This is a genomic window from Frondihabitans sucicola, from assembly GCF_030296615.1.
GTDB lineage: Bacteria > Actinomycetota > Actinomycetes > Actinomycetales > Microbacteriaceae > Frondihabitans > Frondihabitans sucicola.
Map to the genome: position 1 here is coordinate 320,212 of NZ_AP027732.1, position 21,061 is coordinate 341,272.

Sequence of the window (21,061 nt, forward strand, 5' to 3'; positions counted from 1 at the left end):
GTCTGCCCCAGCGTCTCGTCGCGCCGGGCAGGCCGTGGCCTTTTCGTTGCGGTCGGAGCAATGGCCGTCGACTCGGCAGGTCGACTTGCGCCGTTCGTCAACAGACCTGTACGTTTCATGGAATCCGGAGTGCAATATTTCGGGATGACACATGGATACGAGATCTACAACGGATCTCGGAGAGAAGGAGAGAAGATCAATGAAAAAGACTCTGGCGGCTTTCGCTGCGACGACTCTGGCCGCAGGTCTCGCGATCGGAGCTGCCGTGCCGGCACAGGCGGGCATCGTGCTTTATCAGTACAGCGATTACAAGACGTCACTCGGCGATTTCGGGCGGGGCACGTCATTTGTCGGAACGAAGGCCAACGACAAGGCGTCATCGCTAAAGGTGTCGGCGCCAGCGGGCTACGCCATCTTGCACCAGCACCGCGACTACGTGGGTAAGCGCACCGGCAAGTTCCTTCTCGGAACCCCGAGCCTCTCGAGCTGGAGCTTCGACAACACCACGAGCAGCGTCAGCTGAGCTCGGCGGATCGCCAGCGGAGACGTTGGCGATCCGCGCTCGCCCGCGTTGATTCACCAAACGAGGAATCCTATGAATAACCGAACGCTCACGTCGCTCGCCCTCGCATTCGCCAGCTTTATCGGGCTGACGGCATGCACCGCAGCCGAGCCGGAAAGAACCAAGTCCAACGCCCCACTTCCGCCAGTAAGCATCAAAAAATACGGCGATGTCGTCGCCGCACTGGACTTCGACCACGCGACCGCCCAGACGCCTCTCAGTCGCATCGATCGCAACGCTCCTCGATTCAGTACAAAAATCTTTCACGCCATTGCAGTGGGGACTGATCGGTGCCTCACCGAGCAAGGCTTTCAGGAAGTCTCGTCGAAGACGGATTGGAGCCCGTATCCCGAGTCGGAAGACCGCCAGTACGGTCTGTGGAGTGTGGAGTACGCGAGTAAATATGGCGTCTCGCTCGCTCCGAACAGGGGCCCTCGCGAGCTCGACACTCTCGCCCTGGGTGTGGAATTCAACAAGGCCTATGCCGATTGCATGGATTCGGCGAAGGACGACCTGAAAGAGATTCTCACCTACACCGACAGCCCTGATATCGACAGCACAATCAAGTGGCAGTCGCACGACAGGACTCGGGCAAGTAAGGCGGGCAAAAAAGCTCTTGTCGACTGGCGCGCTTGCATGGAGAAAGCCGGTGTCGTACTCGACCCCGACGACAGCAGACCGTCCGCTCAGTATCAGGTGAGAAGCAAGGAGGCGGAGATCAAAGTTTCGGTCTTGGAGGCGAAATGCGGAGTCGACACCGGCGCTGTGCGGACCTTGTACGACACGCAGGCGAGATACGAGGCGGCGTACCTGGACGCCCAGGCGGCCCAGGTCAAGGCGTTCGTGAAGAAGCGTGACAAAGTGCTCCACGAGCTCGACGAAGCGATCGCGGGCCGGTGACGGCAAAGACAGACGAGGTGGATGGCGTCGAAGTCGCCCTGCAGCGAGTCAGGCACCCGGCGCGGCTGTTCGGGTTCGGTGTCGCGATGGCGGTCGTGCTGGTGGGAGCGTTCGTCGCCGGGCTCTTCGTGAAGGCGCCCACCGACGACGCCCTCGAGGCAGCGAAGACCGTCGTTCCCGTGGTCGTCACGGTCGAGAATCGGGTGGTCGACGACGGATTCACGATTCCGGCCTCGGTGACCGCCGGCAAGACCCTCGACGTCACGATCACCGAAGCGTCGATCCCGGCGCCGGCGTCCGCGGGCAGGCAGGAAAGCAGCGCCACGGGCGCATCCGATGAGAGACAGCAAGCTGGCGATCGCGTCCTGGTGACGGCGACGGCGATCACACCGGGCGACACCATCGGCTACGGGCGGCTGCTCGGCGAGGTCTCCGGGCGACCGGTCTTCTCGCTGCCGTCCTCTGTGCCCCTCTATCGAGATCTGCTCCCCGCGGCGGAGGGCAACGACGTGTCCGCACTTCAAACCACGCTCATCGACCTCGGCTACTACGGCGTGCGCAAGACCGGAGTGCTCGACGCCGGAACACTCGACGCAGCACGTCGCCTTTATGCGAAGGCCGGCTACAGCCTTCCGTTCGTCGCTGCCGGCGTTCCGGGCATCGCGTGGCGGGAGTTCGCGGGCCTTCCGACGCCAGACACGAAGGTGGTGTCGGCGGCACCCGTCGGAACGACGCTCTCCAGCGACATCGCCCTGCTGCGGCTCCAGATCTCGCCCGCGGTCCTGACAGCACGGATCACCGCCGTCCTCAAGGACGACCTGCTGGCCGGGACACCCGTCGGCGTGTCCGTGAACGGGGCCGATCCGGCGAAGTCGTCCGTGCTTGCGGTCGGTGCCTTCACGACAGACGAGGAGTCGGGTGCCTCCGGCTATCCGATCACCGTGGGCCTGCCCAGCGATGCGGCCATCGCTGGCGATTCCACCATCGCGCTCACGCCCCTCGAGAAGCCCGCTGCCGGTCCGGCCATACCTGTCGTGGCACTGCGTCAAGGCACCGAGGGCGTCTCCGTCACCGTCGAAGCCGAGAAAGCGGCCGTCGACGCCGCGAAAGCGACCGCGGCTCACAACCTGGTCCGCGTCGAGGTGTTGACGCAGCAGAACGGCTGGGCGTCGATCAAGCCGAACCCGAAGCTTCCGGTGGGCACGAAGCTCGTGGTCGAGCCGTGACGAGCTCTCGATCCTCGGCCGAGCCGATCCTGCAGCTTCGAGATGTCGAGCGCGTCTACGGCGCAGGATCCTCGGCGACGTTCGCGCTCAGAAGGGTCTCTCTCACTGTCATGCCCGGCGAGTTCGTCGCCATCGTCGGACCGTCCGGCGCCGGGAAGTCGACCCTGCTGAATGTCATCGGGCTGCTCGACACCGCCACCGGGGGCACCCATCGTCTCGCAGGAGTCGACGTGCGGACGCTCCGTGAAGTCGACCGAAACCGGGCGCGCTCGGAACAGATCGGATTCGTCTTCCAGGACTCCCACGTGCTCCTCGACGACTCCGCAGCCGTCAACGCGTCGCTCGCGCTGAAGATCCAGGGACTCCCGCAGCCGGAGCGGCGACGACGAGTCGGCGCCGCTCTCGGCTCCCTCGGCATGCTTCACCGAGCGACCGAAAGAGCGGCCAACCTCTCGGGCGGCGAGCGCCAGCGCGTCGCCATCGCCCGTGCCATGGCCACGCGGCCCGCACTCCTGCTCGCCGACGAGCCCACGGGTGCCCTCGACTCGGAGAACACGCGGCGGATCATCGACCATCTGCTCGAACTCAACCGAGCCGGCGTCACCGTCCTGGTCATCACGCACGAGGAGGAGGTCTCGCGTGCTGCGAGCCGGGTGGTCCGACTCGTCGACGGCCGACTCGACGACGGGATCAGCGACGCCGCGCTCGAGCCGTCACTCTCGGGCGCGGATACCACAGCACCAGCGGCCACAGCGGCCACTCACGGATCACACGACCGACCCGCACGACGTCGTCTGCGCCGTTTCGCGGACGAGCTGCTCGACGCCGTCTCGAGCCACAGCGGGCGACCCGGTCGAACCGCGCTGCTCCTGACCGCGTTCCTGCTCGGCACGGGCGGGCTCGTCTGCTCGCTCGGCATCAGCCAGAGCGCCGCCGCACAGGTCGCCGAGCGGCTCACGGCGGCCAGTCTCGACGAGGTCGTGGTGCGATCTGGCGACGAACGCACCGCACTCCGGAGCGGGTTCTACGACCGCCGGGACCCCGCCAGTCCGATCCTCGCGATCAGCGAGCTCGAAGGCGTCCGCGAGGTCGGCTACGTCGCCTCCGTCCCTCCGAGCAACGCCCGGCTAACGCTCCTCTCGCCGCTGGCCGTGAAGTCGCAGCCGTCGTTCCTCGGTCCTGTTCGGGTGGCCGACGCGCAGTACCTCATTGCGCAGGGCGCCGTGACGTCAGGGACGACGAGCCGCGCCCTTCTGAACAACTCGTGGAGCGGCGACGTCGCGCTCGTCGGCAGGGCGGCGGCGAAAGACCTCGGTGTGGCTGGCAGCGGTCCGGGCGCGGCCGTCTGGATCGGCGGCAGCCCCGTCGACGTCGTCGGCACCATCGTCGACGGCGGCCGTGATCCGCTGCTCGAGCGCGCTGTGATCCTGTCGCCCTCTGTCGGCGCGCGGCTGAACGTCGAAGACCCTCACCTCGTCGTGCGCACCGAACCCGGATTCCCCGCGCCCCTCGCAGAGGCGATCCCCGTGGCGGCGTCGGCCGGAAACCCCGAGTCGGTCCGAGTCGAAACCGTCGCCGACCTCCGATCGCTTCGCATCGGCGTGGCCACCGACCTCGGAACCCTGGTCGCGATCAGCTCCTGGATCCTGCTCGCCCTGGCCTCGCTCAGCGCCGCGACCGCGATGTACCTGTCGGTGCAGTCACGGGCGCCGGAGATCGCGCTGAGACGGGCCGTCGGCGCGAGCCGCCTGTCGATCTGGCGCATCTTCACATTGGAGGGATTCGTCATCGGCACGGCCGGGGCCTTGCCGGTGGCGCGGTCGGCCTGTGCGGCATCCTGGTGGCCTGCGCGGCACAGGGTTGGACGCCGTCGCTCGATCTCACCGTGGTCGCGACCGGCGTCGGGGCGGGCTCCATCACCGGCATCCTCTCGGCGGCCTACCCGGCACTGGTCGCTGCACGATCCGATCCTGCAGCGGCCATCCGGCGGTGAGCATCCAGAAATGGGGGCCCGCTCCTCCGGCGCTTTGCATAGGCTGAACCGCATGTTCGACGCGCCCCCGCCGGATCCTGCCACCCGACTGGTCGAGGATCGTCCTCTCGATGGCGTGTCCGCGGTGCGGATCCGCGGGCTCTTCAAGCGCTTCGGCGACAAGATCGCGGTCGGCGGGATCGACCTCGACGTGCCCGCCGGGTCGTTCTACGGGCTGGTCGGACCCAACGGAGCCGGCAAGACGACCACGCTGTCGATGGCGACCGGGCTGCTGCGCCCCGACGCCGGGCAGCTGAGCATCCTCGGTGTCGACGTGTGGCCGGATCCCCTCGCGGCCAAGCGCCTCGTCGGTGTTCTCAGCGACGGAATCGCCCTCTTCGACCGCCTCAGCGGCGAGCAGCTCGTCACCTACCACGGGCTTCTCAACGGAATGGACCGCGAGACCGTACGAGCTCGCACACGCGATCTCCTCGAGCTTCTCGACCTCACCGAGGCCGCCGGCAAACTCGTCGTCGACTACTCGGCCGGAATGACGAAGAAGATCGCCCTGGCCACCGCTCTGATCCATGCGCCGCGGCTGCTGGTCCTCGACGAGCCGTTCGAATCCGTCGACCCCGTCTCGGCGGCCAACATCCGCGACATCCTTCACGGCTACGTCGACTCGGGCGGCACCGTCATCGTGTCGAGCCACGCGATGGACCTCGTGCAACGCATGTGCGACCACGTCGCGATCATCGCCGGCGGCCGAGTGCTCGCCGCCGGCACCGTCGACGAGGTCCGCGCGGGCCAGGACCTCGAAGACCGGTTCGTCGACCTCGTCGGCGGCCGCCACTACTCGAAGGGCCCGGAGTGGTTGCGCACCTCCTGAGGCTCCGTCTCCTCGTGCTGCGGAACACTCTCGCGAGGAGCCCGTGGCAGCTGGTCGCCGTGATCATCGGGGGCGTCTACGGCCTCGGGATCCTGCTCGTGATCCTGCTGGGCCTGATCGCCCTCAGTTTCGCGTCGGCCGAGCTCACCCGGACCATCACGGTCCTGGCAGGATCGGCCACCATCCTCGGCTGGATGATCGTGCCCCTGTTGACGTCGGGCATCGATCAGACCCTGAGCGTCTCCCGCCTCAAGATCTTCCCGCTGGCTCCGACCCGTCTCGTCGTCGCGCTGGCGGTGTGCGGCGTGCTCGGGATCCCCGGCGCCGTGACGCTCCTCGCGGGAGCCTTCACCGCCGCCGCCTGGTGGCAGCAGCCCGCGGTCGCCGTCGTCGCCGTCGTCGCGGCGTGCCTCGCGGTGCTGACCTGCGTCTGCGGGTCCCGGCTGATCGAGTCGCTCAACGCGAGCCTGAGCGCGCGGCGGCGCTACCGCGAGATCTCGGGCGTGCTGATCCTGATTCCGCTCCTCCTGCTCGGACCGCTCATCACGGTGCTCTCGACGGGGCTCCAGGGGGCGTCGCAGGCGCTGCCCCGGCTCGCCGAGGGGCTCTCCTGGTCTCCGCTCGGCGCCGCCTGGTCGATTCCCGGCGACCTCGCGACCGGCCACGGCGGTGCAGCCGCCCTGAAAGCCCTGATCGCCCTGGCGACGTTGGCGCTGGTCGTCCTGGCCTGGCGCCGCAGCCTGGCCGCAGCGCTCGTCTCGACCCTCCAGCCGGTGACCAAAGCCGCCGCGAGCGGCAGGATCGGCCTGTTCTCACGGTTCCCTGCGACCCCGACCGGGGCCGTGGCCGCGCGGGCCCTCACCTACTGGGTGCGCGATCCTCGCTACAGTCGGCAGCTGATCCTGATTCCCATCTTCCCGATCCTGCTCTTCGTGAACAGTCGGACCACGGGGCTGGACGGCCTCGTCTCGGCGTCCGGCCCGATCGTCGCCGTGCTCGTCTCCCTGTCGATCTTCACCGACCTGTCGTACGACTCGACCGCGTTCGCCGCCCACCTCTCCGCCGGAGTATCGGGGCGGGCCGACCGCACCGGCCGCGTCTTCGCGGCGGCGACGTTCGCGCTGCCGATCGTGATCGGGATCACCATCGGCTCCGTCGGCGTCACGGGCACCTGGTCGGCGCTCCCCGCGCTGCTGGGCCTGTCGCTCGGACTCCTGCTGAGCGGGTTCGGTCTGTCGAGCGTGTCCTCCGCTCGGATCGTCCTCCCCGTACCGGCACCCGGCGACAGCCCGTTCGCGGCGAAGACCGGCGCGGGCTTCACGACGTCGGTGACGACGCTGGCCACGTGGGGCATTCTCGCGATCCTGGCCCTGCCCGAGATCGTCCTGGCGATCACCGCCGGCGCGACTTCGAGCCTTCTGCTGGGCTGGATCGCCCTCATCGTCGGCCTCGGGCTCGGCGGATCACTGCTCCTGCTGGGGATCAGGATCGGCGGGCGCGAACTGGATCAGCGCGGCCCGGAGCTCCTGACCCGACTGCGCGTGCAGAAGTAGCTTCGACTACTCGAGCTCGCCGTCGACCGGGTCGGCCTCGTTCTCGGCCGGCTCGGGGCTCTCGACGACGGTGCGCTCCGTCTCGATGCTGCGGGCACGCCGATTCGCGACGGCGTCGAAGATCACCGCGACGATCGCGCCGAACAGGGCACCGATCGCTATCCCGTAGAGGACGAAGTAGCCGAAGGCCTGTACGAAAGGGGTCTCGTCGCTGCCGGGAGCAACCGCCACGGCGATGAACGTCGCCACGATGCCCAGCACGATTCCGCCGAAGATGAAGACGGGGTATTTCGGCGCCCGCCGCACTCGCACCTCGTCGCGGGTCGTTTCGACCTGCGGTTCGGGTTGCTGGGGACTCTGGGGTGCCGTGCTCACCGCTCCATTGTCGCAGGATCCCGCGAGCCACCCGGCCCGGCCTCTTCACGGCGAGCGGTCGTCCCCCTGCCGTAACGCGTTTGGCGGACATCTCAACCCGCCGCGGCGGGTTGGATTGTCTGCCAAACGCGTTACGGCAGCCTTTGTCACCTCCAGGGGATCGGCAGGAAAGCGCTGATGTCAGCACGGCTGCCGGACGCGGAGACGAGAGCGCGGTCGACGGCCTCGGCCCAGCTGAGCCTCCCGTCGGCGAGCGCCACGAAGGTGAGCGCGTCGGTCTCGACGACGTTGGGCGGGGTGCCGCGGGTGTGGCTGAGCCCCTCCATGAACTGGACGGCGCCGAAGGGTGGGACTCTCACCTCGACGGTCGCCCCCGGCTCACGGTCGCCCAGCATCTGCAGCAGGTACCGCACGGCCGTCGCCTTCACCGGTCGGGCAGCCGCGTCCCCCTCGGCGAGCGCCGCGGCAACGGCGGCGACGCCCGCCGCGGGGTCGATCCGTACTTTTGCCATGGCCAAGAGCCTAAGGCGGTGAAGATAGGATCCTCGGGTGCGCATTCTCGTCCTCGGTTCCGGTGCTCGCGAGCACGCCATCGTCACGGCTCTCCTCCGCGAAGGCGCAGGGCACCACATCATCGCCGCCCCCGGCAACGCGGGCCTGGCAGCCGACGTCGAAGTGGTCCACCTCGACGCGACCAACGGCAAGGTCGTGACGGAGTACGCGCTCGAGAACGACATCGAGCTCGTCGTCGTGGGTCCCGAGGCCCCACTCGTCGCCGGCGTCGCCGACGTCCTGCGCGCCCACAGCATCCCCGTCTTCGGCCCCGGCAAGCGCGCCGCGGCGCTCGAGGGCTCCAAGACCTTCGCCAAGCGGATCATGGACGAAGCGCGCGTGCCCACCGGCCGCGCCGTCCGCACCGGCAACCTGGCCGAGGCCACCGCCTCGCTCGACGAGTTCGGCGCCCCCTACGTCGTCAAGGCCGACGGTCTCGCCGCGGGCAAGGGCGTGCTCGTCACGGACGACCGCGACGCCGCCCTCGAGCACGCGACGTACTGGCTGCAGCACGGCTCGGTCCTGATCGAGGAGTTCCTCGAGGGCCCCGAAGTCTCGCTCTTCCTGCTCTCCGACGGCCACACCGTCGTCCCGCTCAGCCCTGCGCAAGACTTCAAACGCCTGCTCGACGGCGACGGCGGCCCGAACACCGGCGGCATGGGCGCCTACTCGCCGCTGCCCTGGCTCGCCGACCGCTTCGGCAGCGAAGGCGACTTCGTCGAAGAGGTCATCGAGACGATCGCCCTCCCGACGGTCCGCCAGCTCGCCAAAGAGAACACCCCGTTCATCGGCCTCCTCTACGCGGGTCTCATCCTGACCGAGCAGGGCATCCGCGTCATCGAGTTCAACGCCCGCTTCGGCGACCCCGAGACCCAGGTCGTGCTGCCCCGCCTCGAGTCGCCACTCAGCACGCTGCTTTTGGCCGCTGCCAACGGCTCCTCTCCTCGCACGCCGCGCCGGTGTTCTCCACCGACGTCGCCGTCACCGTCGTCCTCGCCAGCGAGGGCTACCCCGAGGCGCCGATCACGGGTCGCGCCCTCACCGGCCTCGAAGACGCCCTCACCGTGCCCGGCGTCACGATCGCGCACGCCGCCACCGCGCGCGGCGACAACGGGCTCGTCGCCACCGGCGGCCGCGTCCTCAGCGTCGTCGCGACCGGCGCAGGATTCGCCGAGGCCCGCTCGCGCGCCTATGAGGCCCTGTCGAAGATCGGGCTCGACGGCGGCCAGTACCGCCACGACATCGCCGAGAAGGTCGCCCGATGAGCGCTCCCGCACTCCCGGGCTGGAGCCACGTCTACTCGGGCAAGGTCCGCGACCTCTACGTTCCCGAGGGCTTCACCGGGCTCGGCGACGCCCCGGCCGTGCTGGTCGTCGCCAGCGACCGGGTCAGCGCGTTCGACTTCGTCCTGGAGCCTGGGATCACCGACAAGGGCGCGCTGCTCACGGCACTGAGCACCTGGTGGTTCGGTGAGCTGCACGATGTGGCCAACCACCTCCTCGATCCTGCGCTCTCCCCTCGCCCGTGCCGGAGGCGGTCCGCGATCGGGCCATGCTCGTGAAGCCGCTCGACATGTTCCCGATCGAGTGCGTCGTGCGCGGCTACCTGGTCGGCTCCGGCTGGGTCGAGTACCAGGAGTCGGGCACCGTCTGCGGAATCCCCTGGTCGAAGGCCTCACGTCCGGCGACAAGCTGCCCGAGCCCATCTACACGCCGGCCTTCAAGGCCGATCTCGGCGACCACGACGAGAACATCACGTTCGAGCGCACGGTCGAGTTGGTCGGTCCCGAGGTCGCGGCGACGCTCCGCGACCTCTCGCTGCACATCTACACGACCGCGGCGTCGATCGCGGCCGAACGCGGCGTGATCCTGGCCGACACGAAGTTCGAGTTCGGGCAGGATCGCGCGACCGGCGAGATCACGCTGGCCGACGAGGTCCTGACCAGCGACTCGAGCCGCTACTGGGACGCCTCGGTCTACGCCTCGGGCAACCGCACCGACAGCTTCGACAAGCAGATCGTGCGCAACTGGCTCTCCGCCAACTGGAACAAAGAGGGCACGCCCCCGGCCCTCCCACCCGAGGTCGTCGAGCAGACCGCCGCCCGCTACCGCGAGCTGCTGGAGCGCCTCACCGCCTGAACGGTTGCTTCGGAAGCACATCAATAGTGCGGCTCCGGAGCTGGACACGCTGTTATCGCATCTTCGCTGTCCTCCAGTGGCACTTCCGCCCACGGATACCAAGCATCCGAGTCGTAGGTGTCTTTGAACGTGACATAGGTCGGCGCCCTCGAAATCTGCCAGCCAGCCGACCGCAAGCATTCCGCGCCCGCTTTGGATTCTTTGTATGCCCTTTTCAAAAGGGCGTCCGATGGAGGCGCGTCTACGTCGACCCCCAACTCTTTCAAACACGTTCTGTCGTCATCGTCGTAGGACTCCTCCGTGCCCGGTCGGAGATTTGCAGAAATCGAGGCATCCTCGGAGACCGAGACCGGCCAGCCCTTCGAAGTCAGGCAGGCGGCTCTGGCGCGGGCCAGATCGATTTGCTCCGGATACTTCTTTCGGAGCGCACTGAGCGATGACGTCGACACCGCCTTGGGTCGTTGATCCGAGCATGCTGACGTGAGAAGGATCAGGCACAGGGTCGTCGTCACCACACCAGCCAGACCGCGGCATCCGATCCGGTTCACTCGCACTGAACCCGCGCAGACTTCACGTCCGATCCGAACACCCTGCCACCCTTCGATTTCCACTCCCACACGTCGTGCGCGTTCCAACTCACAGACGTCGCCGAGTAGCCGAGCATGACCGAATTCGTGTGGTCCCAAGGCGCCTCCGCTCCCTGCGAACCAGAGATCTGCGCAGTGACAGTCGCCTTTGCGGACGTTGCGGAGTGAACCTCCTCGGCATTGACCGATCCGCCCTGGCCGTTGTTCGCCCCGGTTGCCTGAGGAGCGGCCAGCACACCGATCCGCCTCGACCTATCGTCCTCTCCTGCGTCGGGCGCGGCCGCAGCCACGGAGGTGCCGGAGAGAGTCGAGCCCACAGCCAGAACGCCCATCACGCCTATTCGCGCCTCCAAAGGATTACCTCCTCGTCAAGATCTCTACCCACAGTAGAAGACATGGAGTATTCATATCTTAAAGAGCACATTCGATCAAGGCGGAACCGTCTGTGCTCGATCGCCTGAATGGTTGCTGGGCAGTTCGCCCTGAGCTGAGGTTTCTTCTCGAATCTGTGTCCGCGTGATTAACGTTCGGCCGACGGAAGATGCACAATTACGGAGTGACGAACGTACTGACGACGGAGATCCAGATCGAGGATCGACCGTGGACCGACCCCCAGGGTGCGCACCTCCGCTGCGAGCAGCGGGCGGAGATCGCGATCCGCTACGGCACCGACGACTCCGAGCCGGGCGTCAAGCCCACGGCCGCCGACATCGCCGAGTTCGTCGTCGCGTACATCGACGGCAAGCCCGTCGGGTGCGGCGGTCTGCGCGAGCTTCACGGCGAAGATGGCGACGCCGAGATCAAGCGGATGTTCGTCCGATCGTCGAATCGTGGCAGCGGTGCCGCCGTGGCGGTCCTTCGGGCCCTCGAGGAGCGCGCGAAGAAGCGCGGCTGGACGAGGCTCCTGCTCGAGACGGGCGTCGCTCAACCCGACGCGACTCGCTTCTACGAGCGCGAGGGTTACGTGCGCGTGCCGGCGTTCGGGCACTACAAAGGCAGCGCTGATTCGGTCTGCTACGGCCGCACCCTCCCGCGGGAGTAAAGCGCTTCGCTCCGTCCCGCAGTTCGGCGACAGCGCTGATTCGGTCTGCCACGGCCGCACCCTCCCGCGGGAATAGAGCGCTTCGCTCCGTCCCGCAGTCCGGCGACAGCGCCGATGCGGTCTGCTACGGCCGCACCCTCCCGCGGGAGTAGACGCCAGCCACCTGCATCCCGCGTCCGGACGGGAGCGTACGGTGAAGCGATGACCGATCAGGCGGCCTCGGCGGCGACCCGCACGCCCTACGAACCCCACTTCACCACCATCGCCGAGGGATCCCTCGGGCTCGACGACCACGAGGCCATCGCGGCCATGCTGTCCCGGGCCTTCCCCGACTATGCGCACTGGTACCAGGGACCGCGCAGTTGGGCGGGCATGCAACCGGAGTTGCGCGTCGTCGCTCGCTCCGGCGAGATCGTCGTCGCCCACGCCGGCGTCCGCCGCCAGTTCGTCACGGTCGGCGAGACCGACCTCCTCGTCGGCTGCGTCGGCATGGTCGCCGTGTCCCCCATCCTGCAGGGCACCGGCCTCGGCGGCCAGCTCCTGCGACTCGTCGACGCTGCCCTCGATCACCTGGCGGTACCGTTCGGCGCACTCGAAGCCGCCGAACGCGTGCAGCCGTTCTACCTCAAGCACGGCTGGGAGCTCCTCGAGGGAGTGACCGGCCACTACAACGACTTCACGGCCGACGGCGCCTCGACCCTCGTGTCGTCCGACAGCGGCTGGCTGATCCGACCCGGCAACGTCGTCCGACCGGACTGGCCCGCCGGAGACCTCCACTGGAACGGTCAGCTCGTCTGACCCCTTCGTCGTGCGCAACCTGCCGCTCCCCTTCGGCAGACGCCGTCACGTGCGCACGACCGCGGGGCCGGGACGGGGGCAGAACCGCTACTGCAGGATCCCGACGGTCGCGGGGTCTTCGTTCGAGCCGGGAGCCGACGGCTTGATCCCCTCGGCGACGCGGCGGCCGAGCTCTTCGTCGACGCTCGACCAGTAGTCGAGAACACGGAGCAGCAGGTCGGGCCGAGTCACCTTCGAGACGTGGCCGACGATGTTGCCGACCAGGCGGTCACGGGCCGCGTCGTCGAGAACGTCGCGGACGAGGGTGCCGGCCTGACCGAAGTCGTCGTCTTCGGCGTGAAGGGTCGCCGCCGAGCGCTGGAGGACGCCGTCGCTCTCCCAACCCGAGTCGTCTCCATGCGCCGACGGCGACGCGGCAGGCCCGCCGACCGAGTTCGGCGCATAGACGGGCGTCGTGGCCGACGAGAACTGGTAGCGCGCTGCGCCGTCCTTGGAGTAGTCGTTGACCGCGGTGTGGGGCAGGTTGACCGGTAGCTGCGCGTGGTTGGTGCCGACGCGGTAGCGGTGCGCGTCGGCGTAGCTGAAGATTCGGGCGAGCAGCATCTTGTCGGGGCTCGCAGCAATACCGGGCACGAAGTTCGAGGGGGCGAAGGTGGCCTGCTCGATCTGCGCGAAGTAGTTCTCGGGGTTGCGGTTGAGCTCCATGGTGCCGACCTCGTGCAGCGGGTAGTCGCTGTGCGGCCAGACCTTGGTGAGGTCGAACGGGTTGAAGCGGTAGGTGGCGGCGTCGGCGTACGGCATGATCTGCACGCTGAGCTTCCAGGTCGGGAAGTCGTTGCGGTCGATCGCCTCGGCGAGGTCGCGGATGTGGAAGTCGGCGTCTTCGCCGGCGATGCGGTCGGCGTCGGCCTGCGACAGGATCTCGTTGCCCTGCTCGGTCTTGAAGTGGTACTTGACCCAGAACTTCTCGCCCTGGGCGTTGATCCACTGGTAGGTGTGGGATCCGAAGCCGTCCATCATGCGCCACGAGGCCGGAAGGCCGCGGTCGCCCATCAGCCAGGTGACCTGGTGGGCCGACTCGGGCGACAGGGTCCAGAAGTCCCACTGCATGTCGTGATCGCGCAGGTGCGAGCCCGGCAGCCGCTTCTGCGAGTGGATGAAGTCGGGGAACTTGATGCCGTCGCGGATGAAGAAGACCGGCGTGTTGTTGCCGACGAGGTCGTAGTTGCCCTCGCTCGTGTAGAACTTCAGCGCGAAGCCGCGGGGGTCGCGCCAGGTGTCGGGCGAGCCCTGCTCGCCGGCGACGGTCGAGAAGCGCGCGAGCATCTCGGTGGTGACGCCCGGCTGGAACAGCGCCGCGCGGGTGTACTGCGAGACGTCGGCCGTGGTCGTGAAGGTTCCGAAGGCCCCGCCGCCCTTGGCGTGGACGATCCGCTCGGGCACCTTCTCGCGGTTGAACTGTGCCAGCTTCTCGACCAGGTACGCGTCGTGGAGGGCGATGGGCCCGTCGGCTCCGACACTCTGCGAGTGCTCGTCGCTGGCGACGGGGGCGCCCGCCTGCGTGGTGGTGAAGTCGGTGTTCTCGTCAGTCATCTTGTCTCCTTGTTGATCGGACGGGTTGGTCTAGAGAGCCCCGGAGGGCGCAGGATCATCGGCACTCGCCGCAGCCTCGGCCGCCAGGCACGCGGGACAGAGACCCCAGAACATGACCTCGGCGGTCTGGACGCGGTAGCCGGCCGCGTCGGACGGGGCCAGGCAGGGGCTTCGCCGACGACGCAGTCGACGTCTTCGATCGCTCCGCAGAGCGAGCACACGACATGGTGGTGGTTGTCGCCGATACGGAGCTCGTAGCGCGCTGCCGATCCGGCGGGCTCGATCCTGCGCAGGATCCCCGCGCCGGTCAACGCTGCGAGGACGACGTACATGGCCTGCAGCGATGTGCCGGGCAGCGATGTGGCCACCCGCTCGAAGACCTCGTCGGCGGTGGCGTGCGAACCGGACCGCAGAGCGTCGACGGCCGCGACGCGCGGTGCCGTGACCCGGAGGCCGGCGGCCCGAATGGCCTCGCTCGCGTCGATCGACTGCATCGCCCCAGTCTTGCACGCTCTTTTGAATGGTTCAAAACAAGCGAGGAATGCTCGCAGGATCACGACACCGCGACAGGCGCATAATTGTTCCGCCCCCGCAGGTTAGGACTCCTCACGCCTCCCGTCACCACACTCCTGTTCACCTTCCGGCTCGACCCGGTCGCCCTCGTCGCGATCGTCGTCGCCCTCGCGCTCTACGTCGCCGGGATCGTCCGCGTCGTCCGCTCGGGCGGCCACTGGAAGATCCTGCCCACCCTGGGCTTCGTGCTCCTCGGGCTCGGGTCGTACGCCGTGATCTCGTTCGGGTTCCTCGGCGCTTACAGCCACGACCTCCGCTTCGCGTTCACCACCCGGATCGCACTGCTGCTGTTCGTCGTGCCCGCGCTGCTCGCACTCGGCCGGCCCGTGCACTTGGCCAGGATGGCGCTGTCGACCGCGCCCCTCGCGATCCTGGAGGCGTTCTTCACCTCCCGCTTCATGAAGGTGGTCGGAAGCGCCATCTTCTCGCCCCTGTTCGCCCTAGCCGCGTTCGCGATCTTCCTCACACCGGTGGCATTCTTCCTCCGCGACAACTCGTGGTCGGAGTGGATCATCACCCTGCTGGTGCCGCTGGTCGGACTCCTGATGATCCTGCCGGTCTTCGACAACACGCTGCACCACACGAGCCTCTACATCACGGCCGAGTTCATGCTCGCGTTCGTGGAGCTGATCCTGGACGCGATCCCGGCGATCGTGCTCAGGATCACGCCCCACGTGCTCGACCAGGGGCACGCCGTGGCGAGCTTCCTGCCCGGGTGGTTCCCGTCGCAGCTGCGCGATCAGCAGCTCTCGGGCGACCTGCTCTGGCTGATCGCCGAGGTGGCGGACATCCCGGTGCTGATCTACCTGTTCATCCGGTGGAATCGCACGGACCGGAGCGAGGCGAAAGTCCTCGACGAACTCAGCGACGAAGAGATGGAGCGTCTCACGCAGGAGCACCTCAGGGGCTTCGCCCGCGACTGAGTTCACTCGCCCTGTCGGCGTCGCGCGTTCGGCGCCGTCGGCAGCTGGAGTGCGTGCGCGCCACCGCCCGCCGCCCCGGCCTCCCTGCCTCCCTCCCTCCCCTCCCTCCCTCCCTCCCGAAATCGAAGGGGATTCTTCGCCGGCGTCGCGTTCTATCGGCCTGACGGGGCCTTCGCGCGAAAATCCCCTTCGATTTAAGGAGGGGACGGCACCAGCTGGAGGAACAGGGAGAGGCCCGGCTATCGGGGGAAATAGCCGGGCCTCTTCGCGCCACCAGAGTGGATCAGATACTCCGGGGCGAAGCCGGAACGGACCCGATCACAAGGTCCATGCGTTCCGAACAAGCTCCACTCTCGCGGCGGCGCATAAGAGCCCGCTGGTAGGAGCCTTGGCGGCAGCCGCCAATGGCAGAACTTGTAGACTTGACCGGTCCGCGCGCGTCCTCACTCATTGGAGCAAATCAGTGCCCACGATCGTCGTCGAAGTCATGCCGAAGGCTGAACTGCTCGACCCCCAGGGCAAGGCCGTGACTGGCGCCCTCTCCCGCATGGGTCGTCAGGCCTACTCCGAGGTGCGCATCGGCAAGCGCTTCGAGCTCACCGTCGCCGAGGTCACCGACGAGATCCTCGAAGACGTCAAGGTCCTCGCCGACGACGTGTTCTCCAACTCCGTGATCGAAGACGTCGTGTCCATCACGGTCCAGGACGAAGCCGCGACGGTCTCCGCCTGATGCGCATCGGGGTCGTCACCTTCCCGGGGTCGCTCGACGACCGCGACGCCCAGCGCGCCGTCCGCCTGGCCGGGGCCACGCCCGTCGCCCTCTGGCACGGCTCGCACGACCTCGAAGGCGTCGAGGCGATCATCCTTCCCGGCGGCTTCAGCTACGGCGACTATCTGCGCGCCGGTGCCATCGCGAGCCTCTCGCCGATCATGACCGAGGTCGTCGACGCCGCGAACAAGGGCGTTCCCGTCCTGGGCATCTGCAACGGCTTCCAGATGCTGGCCGAGGCCCGCCTCATCCCCGGCGCCCACACGCGCAACGCGCACCAGCAGTTCATCCGCCGCGACCAGCGGCTCCGCGTCGAGAACGCGGCCACCGACTGGACCAACGGCTTCGAACAGGGCCAGGAGATCACGATCCCGCTGAAGAACGCCGACGGCCGCTTCATCGCCGACGACGAGACCATCAAGCGCATCGAGGGCCAGGGCCAGGTCGCCTTCCGCTACGTCGGGGTCAACCCGAACGGGTCGTTCGACGACATCGCCGGCGTCTCCAACGAGCGCGGCAACGTGGTCGGTCTCATGCCGCACCCCGAGCACGCCACCGAGCCCGGCTTCGGCCCCGACACCCCCGCCGCCATGTCGTCGGGCGTCGACGGTCTCACCTTCTTCACCTCCGTCATCGCTGCGTCCCTGAAAATCGAGGCTCCCGTCAAGTGACCACCGAAACCGAACTCACCCAGGCTCCCGGCACGCACGTCCCCGACACCGTCGCCAACGCCGCCGCGACTCCCGACCGCGAGCAGCCCTACGCCGCGCTCGGCCTCAAGGAGGACGAGTACCTCTCGATCCGCGAGATCCTGGGACGTCGTCCCACCAGCGGCGAGCTCGCCATGTACTCGGTCATGTGGAGCGAGCACTGCTCCTACAAGTCCAGCAAGATGTACCTCCGCCAGTTCGGCGAGAAGGTCTCCCCGACCATGAAGAAGAACCTCATGGTCGGCATGGGCGAGAACGCCGGCGTCGTCGACGTCGGGGGCGGCTGGGCCGTCACGTTCAAGGGCGAGAGCCACAACCACCCGAGCTACATCGAGCCGTTCCAGGGTGCCGCGACCGGCGTCGGCGGTATCGTCCGCGACATCATCTCGATGGGTGCCCGCCCGGTCGCCGTGATGGACCAACTGCGGTTCGGCGACATCGACGCCGACGACACCCGTCGCGTCGTCGACGGCGTCGTCTCGGGCATCAGCTTCTACGCCAACTGCCTCGGCCTGCCGAACATCGGCGGCGAGACGGTCTTCGACAAGGTGTATCAGGGCAACCCGCTGGTCAACGTCCTCAGCGTCGGAGTCCTGCGCCACGAAGACCTGCACCTGGCCAACGCCAAGGGTGCGGGCAACAAGGTCGTGCTCTTCGGGGCGCGCACGGGTGGTGACGGGATCGGCGGGGCGTCGATCCTGGCCTCCGACACGTTCTCGGCCGGCGGCCCCACGAAGCGGCCCAGCGTCCAGGTCGGCGACCCGTTCGCCGAGAAGGTGCTCATCGAGTGCTGCCTCGAGCTGTTCCGCGACGAGCTGGTCGAGGGCATCCAAGACCTGGGTGCCGCCGGCATCAGCTGTGCGACCTCGGAGCTCGCCAGCAACGGCGATGGCGGCATGTTCATCGAGCTCGACAAGGTGCTGCTGCGCGACCCCACGCTGACCGCCGAAGAGATCCTGATGAGCGAGAGCCAGGAGCGCATGATGGCCGTCGTGCACCCGTCGAAGCTCGACGCCTTCCTGGCCGTCGTCGACAAGTGGGACGTCGAGACCAGCGTGCTCGGCGAGGTCACCGACACCGGCCGCCTCGTCATCAACTGGCACGGCGAAGAGATCGTCAACGTCGAGCCGCGCACGGTCGCCGTCGACGGGCCCGTCTACGAGCGTCCGGTCGCCTACCCGACCTGGATCGACGAGCTCCAGGCCGACACGGCCCGCGGACTCCCCGGCCCGAGACCGGCGACGAGCTCCGGGCGCAGTTCCTCGCGCTGCTCGGCTCACCGAACCTCGCCGACAAGAGCTGGATCACCAACCAGTACGACACGTATGTCCTCGGCAACACGGCCCTGTCGTTCCCCGACGACGGCGGCATGATCCGGGTCGACGAAGAGTCCGGTCTCGGCTTCGCGATCGCGACCGACGCGAACGGACGCTACTGCCAGCTCGATCCTGCTCAGGGTGCCCGCCTGGCCCTCGCCGAGGCCTACCGGAACGTCGCCGTCACCGGCGCGACCCCGGTCGCCATCACCGACTGCCTCAACTTCGGCTCCCCGAGAACCCCGAGGTCATGTGGCAGTTCTCGCAGACCGTGTCGGCTCTGAGCGACGCGTGCCTCGAGATGGAGATCCCGGTCACCGGCGGCAACGTCTCGTTCTACAACCAGACCGGCACGCAGCCGATTCACCCCACGCCCGTCATCGGTGTTCTCGGTGTCATCGACGACGTCGCGCGCAGGATCCCCTCGGGCTGGCAAGACGAGGGAGACAACCTCTACCTGCTCGGCACGACCTCGCTCGAGCTCGACGGGTCGGCCTGGGCCGGTGTCGTCCACGACCACCTCGGTGGCCTCCCGCCCGCGGTCGACCTCCAGGCCGAGCGCGACCTCGCGGCGCTGATCTCCGCCGGCGGCCAGGAGTCGCTCATCGGGTCGGCGCACGACCTCAGCGACGGCGGCCTCGGCCAGGCCCTCGCCGAGGCGGTGCTGCGCTTCGGCGTCGGTGCGCGCGTCTGGCTCGACGAGATCGTCGAGCGCGACGGCGTCGACGCCGCGACCGCCCTCTTCAGCGAGTCGACCGGCCGCGTGATCGTGTCCGTCCCGCGCGAAGACGACGTCAAGTTCCGAGGCCTGTGCGAGGGTCGCGGCTACCCGGTCGCGCGCATCGGCGTCACCGACGCGCTGTCGCGTTCACTCGAAGTGCAGGGGCTGTTCACCGTCGGCCTCGACGAGCTGCGCGCCGCGCACCGCGGCACGCTGCCGGCCCGCTTCGGCGCGACGATCGGCGAGTAGCAGCCCGGCCCTCTCCCCGTCCCTCTTCTCGGGTCGTCGAGAGGGCCGAATTGTCCGCTTGCGTCGCCGCGAGCGGACAATTCGGCCCTCTCGACGAGTACACCGGCCCGGCGGCCGGCCCGGCTACGCGAACACGACGCAGGCGGGGCTGCCGAGCTCGATCTGCAGGACGGGCGCGCCGGGTACGCCCGCGGCGTCGAGCGGCAGCACCGACACGGTGTCGGAGAGCTGGTTCGCGACGTAGAGCAGCCGGTCGTCGAACGCGAAGTGGCGCGGCCAGCTTCCGCCGCAGGGCACCTCGGCGATGACGCCGAGTCGGCCGTCGGCGGCGGACGTCGGGCCGAGAACCGTGATCGTGTCGCGCCCGCGGACCCCGACGTAGACGAGCGTGTCGGAGACGACGACGTGCGACAGCAGCGCCCCTCCTCCGGCGACGGCGGTGTCGTAGGCGGCGACCGAGTAGTCGACGGCGAAGCCCGAGTCGCTGTGCGAGAGCACGTGCAAGCGCCCGTCGAGCTCGCCCGTGAGCAGCAGCTGCGATCCGTACCAGGCGAAGTGCCTCGGGCCGGAGCCGGCCGGCATCGCGTGGACCGCCACGAACGACGGCTCGAGCGTGACCGGGTCGACGCGCACCTCGTAGAAGCGGTCGGTGCCGAGGTCGCTGACCAGCAGCGTGCCCCAGGGGGTCGGCGTGATGTTGTGCGCGTGCGGCTCGCCCTGGCGATCGAGCACGGGGCCGCGGCCCACGGGAAGCGCGAGAACGCGGGCGACGCGGGCAGGATCGGAGGGCTCCGCCGCCAGGACGGCGAAGGTGCCGGCCGTGTAGTTGGCCACGACGAGCGCGCCCGACGCCGGGTCGTGAACGATGTGGCACGGCGCCGCTCCGCCGGATGCGGCCACCGACGACGCGACGAGTTCGCCCGCCGACACCGTGTACGACAGGACTCGGCCCTCGGTCGTCTCCGACACCGCGTGCAGCGCGCCTTCGGTCAGCACGAGAAAGGAGGGGTCGTCCGCCTCGACGACCTGGACCGCACGCCAGGCGGAGTCGGCGGACGCGCGGTCGAACACCGTGATGCCGGACCCCTTGCCTCCGCTCGTCGGCGTGTACCCGCTGACGTAGAGCCGCGTGGAGGTCACGGGACGATCTCGTCGCCCGAGGCGATGCGCTCGTGGTGGTGGATCACTTCGGCGACGATGAAGTTCAGGAACTTCTCCGCGAAGGCGGGATCGAGGTGCGACTCGGCGGCCAGGGCTCTGAGCCGCCGGATCTGAACCTTCTCGCGCTCCGGATCGCTGGGCGGCATCCCCGCGTCGGCCTTCAGGACTCCGACCGACTGGGTGAACTTGAAGCGCTCGGCGAGCAGGTGGACGAGGGCGGCGTCGATGTTGTCGATGCTCTCGCGGATGCTGTTGAGTCGCTCGACGGCGTGCGCGGGGGTCGTGTCAGCCATGCCCACGACTTTATCGGTTCGGGGCCTGGCGGTTTTCCGTGTGACGCCGGATTCGAACGGCCATGCCCAGAACAGGGGAATGGTAGCCCCCGAGCCGAAGCCCTAGGGTTCGGAGGGCACCCGCTCGCGACCGAAAGCCCTCATGGATCTCCCCCGCCC

At 68.3% G+C, this 21,061-nt stretch carries 16 protein-coding genes and 5 pseudogenes; 14 read left to right on the plus strand and 7 right to left on the minus strand.

What is annotated here, in order from left to right; all coding sequences use genetic code 11:
* Nucleotides 1-199: 199 nt before the first annotated feature.
* The 6 genes and pseudogenes from QUE79_RS01655 (at nt 200) to QUE79_RS01680 (ending at nt 7,102) form a co-directional block, all read left to right on the plus strand.
* Complete coding sequence (locus QUE79_RS01655) at nt 200-523, plus strand: hypothetical protein (RefSeq protein ID WP_286345135.1); 324 nt, start codon at nt 200-202, stop codon at nt 521-523.
* A gap of 72 nt (nt 524-595) precedes the next feature.
* Complete coding sequence (locus tag QUE79_RS01660) at nt 596-1,462, plus strand: hypothetical protein (RefSeq protein WP_286345136.1); 867 nt, start codon at nt 596-598, stop codon at nt 1,460-1,462.
* 17 nt (nt 1,463-1,479) lie between these two features.
* On the plus strand, nt 1,480-2,688 hold the full coding sequence (locus tag QUE79_RS01665) for a peptidoglycan-binding domain-containing protein (RefSeq protein ID WP_286345137.1): 1,209 nt from the start codon (nt 1,480-1,482) through the stop codon (nt 2,686-2,688).
* Nucleotides 2,685-4,511 (plus strand): annotated as a pseudogene (locus tag QUE79_RS25040) (ABC transporter ATP-binding protein/permease); the annotation flags it as partial. The gene QUE79_RS01665 and the pseudogene QUE79_RS25040, both read left to right, overlap by 4 nt.
* Before the next feature lie 222 nt (nt 4,512-4,733).
* Complete coding sequence (locus QUE79_RS01675; RefSeq protein WP_286346815.1) at nt 4,734-5,549, plus strand: ABC transporter ATP-binding protein; 816 nt, start codon at nt 4,734-4,736, stop codon at nt 5,547-5,549.
* Complete coding sequence (locus QUE79_RS01680; RefSeq protein WP_286345138.1) at nt 5,531-7,102, plus strand: transporter; 1,572 nt, start codon at nt 5,531-5,533, stop codon at nt 7,100-7,102. The genes QUE79_RS01675 and QUE79_RS01680 overlap by 19 nt, the downstream gene beginning before the upstream one ends.
* A 6-nt stretch (nt 7,103-7,108) precedes the next feature.
* Here the strand turns inward: QUE79_RS01680 and QUE79_RS01685 are convergent, their stop codons facing one another.
* Both QUE79_RS01685 and QUE79_RS01690 read right to left on the minus strand, forming a co-directional pair.
* Entirely contained in the window at nt 7,109-7,477 is a 369-nt protein-coding gene (locus tag QUE79_RS01685; protein ID WP_286345139.1) for a hypothetical protein, read from the minus strand.
* Nucleotides 7,478-7,623: 146 nt separating this feature from the next.
* The gene (locus tag QUE79_RS01690; protein WP_286345140.1) at nt 7,624-7,989 is read right to left on the minus strand and encodes a sterol carrier family protein; all 366 of its coding nucleotides are present in this window, start codon (nt 7,987-7,989) and stop codon (nt 7,624-7,626) included.
* A gap of 37 nt (nt 7,990-8,026) precedes the next feature.
* Here QUE79_RS01690 and purD point away from each other — a divergent pair.
* Together purD and QUE79_RS01700 are read left to right on the plus strand one after the other, a co-directional pair.
* Nucleotides 8,027-9,294 (plus strand): annotated as a pseudogene (gene purD / locus QUE79_RS01695) (phosphoribosylamine--glycine ligase).
* Nucleotides 9,291-10,167: pseudogene (locus tag QUE79_RS01700) on the plus strand (phosphoribosylaminoimidazolesuccinocarboxamide synthase). Before purD ends, QUE79_RS01700 begins: the two co-directional pseudogenes overlap by 4 nt.
* A gap of 20 nt (nt 10,168-10,187) precedes the next feature.
* On the opposite strand, the gene QUE79_RS01705 reads toward QUE79_RS01700, so the two are convergent.
* On the minus strand, nt 10,188-10,679 hold the full coding sequence (locus QUE79_RS01705) for a hypothetical protein (RefSeq protein ID WP_286345141.1): 492 nt from the start codon (nt 10,677-10,679) through the stop codon (nt 10,188-10,190).
* Between the two features lie 631 nt (nt 10,680-11,310).
* Between QUE79_RS01705 and QUE79_RS01710 the strand changes: the two genes are divergently transcribed.
* Entirely contained in the window at nt 11,311-11,796 is a 486-nt protein-coding gene (locus tag QUE79_RS01710) for a GNAT family N-acetyltransferase (RefSeq protein WP_286345142.1), read from the plus strand.
* A gap of 201 nt (nt 11,797-11,997) precedes the next feature.
* Nucleotides 11,998-12,594, plus strand: a complete 597-nt coding sequence (locus QUE79_RS01715; protein ID WP_286345143.1) for a GNAT family N-acetyltransferase — start codon at nt 11,998-12,000, stop codon at nt 12,592-12,594.
* A gap of 87 nt (nt 12,595-12,681) precedes the next feature.
* Here QUE79_RS01715 and QUE79_RS01720 read toward each other — a convergent pair whose 3' ends face one another.
* Together QUE79_RS01720 and QUE79_RS01725 are read right to left on the minus strand one after the other, a co-directional pair.
* A complete protein-coding gene (locus QUE79_RS01720) occupies nt 12,682-14,187 on the minus strand; it encodes a catalase (RefSeq protein ID WP_286345144.1) in 1,506 nt (501 codons plus the stop codon).
* A 30-nt stretch (nt 14,188-14,217) separates the two neighbouring features.
* Nucleotides 14,218-14,681, minus strand: a pseudogene (locus tag QUE79_RS01725) (Fur family transcriptional regulator).
* A gap of 84 nt (nt 14,682-14,765) precedes the next feature.
* Between QUE79_RS01725 and QUE79_RS01730 the strand changes: the two are divergent.
* The 4 genes and pseudogenes from QUE79_RS01730 to purL all read left to right on the plus strand — a co-directional run bounded on the left by QUE79_RS01730 (nt 14,766) and on the right by purL (nt 19,448).
* On the plus strand, nt 14,766-15,683 hold the full coding sequence (locus QUE79_RS01730; RefSeq protein ID WP_286345145.1) for a cytochrome c oxidase assembly protein: 918 nt from the start codon (nt 14,766-14,768) through the stop codon (nt 15,681-15,683).
* Between the two features lie 463 nt (nt 15,684-16,146).
* Nucleotides 16,147-16,413, plus strand: coding sequence for a phosphoribosylformylglycinamidine synthase subunit PurS (locus QUE79_RS01735; RefSeq protein WP_286345146.1), 267 nt, complete (start codon nt 16,147-16,149; stop codon nt 16,411-16,413).
* Nucleotides 16,413-17,123, plus strand: coding sequence for a phosphoribosylformylglycinamidine synthase subunit PurQ (gene purQ / locus QUE79_RS01740; protein WP_286345147.1), 711 nt, complete (start codon nt 16,413-16,415; stop codon nt 17,121-17,123). Before QUE79_RS01735 ends, purQ begins: the two co-directional genes overlap by 1 nt.
* Nucleotides 17,120-19,448, plus strand: a pseudogene (gene purL / locus QUE79_RS01745) (phosphoribosylformylglycinamidine synthase subunit PurL). Before purQ ends, purL begins: the two are co-directional and overlap by 4 nt.
* Nucleotides 19,449-19,571: 123 nt before the next feature.
* On the opposite strand, the gene QUE79_RS01750 reads toward purL, so the two are convergent.
* Both QUE79_RS01750 and QUE79_RS01755 read right to left on the minus strand, forming a co-directional pair.
* Nucleotides 19,572-20,588: a lactonase family protein gene (locus QUE79_RS01750; RefSeq protein ID WP_286345148.1), complete on the minus strand. Its 1,017-nt coding sequence runs from the start codon at nt 20,586-20,588 to the stop codon at nt 19,572-19,574.
* On the minus strand, nt 20,585-20,902 hold the full coding sequence (locus tag QUE79_RS01755; protein WP_286345149.1) for a chorismate mutase: 318 nt from the start codon (nt 20,900-20,902) through the stop codon (nt 20,585-20,587). Before QUE79_RS01755 ends, QUE79_RS01750 begins: the two co-directional genes overlap by 4 nt.
* Between the last annotated feature and the right edge of the window lie 159 nt (nt 20,903-21,061).

What these genes read in the sequence shown, in the direction of transcription:
- QUE79_RS01660 (WP_286345136.1), top strand. Translation starts at nt 596, where the DNA reads ATGAATAACCGAACGCTCACGTCGCTCGCCCTCGCATTCGCCAGCTTT.
- QUE79_RS01690 (WP_286345140.1), bottom strand. Translation starts at nt 7,989, where the DNA reads ATGGCAAAAGTACGGATCGACCCCGCGGCGGGCGTCGCCGCCGTTGCC.
- QUE79_RS01655 (WP_286345135.1), top strand. Translation starts at nt 200, where the DNA reads ATGAAAAAGACTCTGGCGGCTTTCGCTGCGACGACTCTGGCCGCAGGT.
- QUE79_RS01675 (WP_286346815.1), top strand. Translation starts at nt 4,734, where the DNA reads ATGTTCGACGCGCCCCCGCCGGATCCTGCCACCCGACTGGTCGAGGAT.
- QUE79_RS01755 (WP_286345149.1), bottom strand. Translation starts at nt 20,902, where the DNA reads ATGGCTGACACGACCCCCGCGCACGCCGTCGAGCGACTCAACAGCATC.
- QUE79_RS01715 (WP_286345143.1), top strand. Translation starts at nt 11,998, where the DNA reads ATGACCGATCAGGCGGCCTCGGCGGCGACCCGCACGCCCTACGAACCC.
- purQ (WP_286345147.1), top strand. Translation starts at nt 16,413, where the DNA reads ATGCGCATCGGGGTCGTCACCTTCCCGGGGTCGCTCGACGACCGCGAC.
- QUE79_RS01720 (WP_286345144.1), bottom strand. Translation starts at nt 14,187, where the DNA reads ATGACTGACGAGAACACCGACTTCACCACCACGCAGGCGGGCGCCCCC.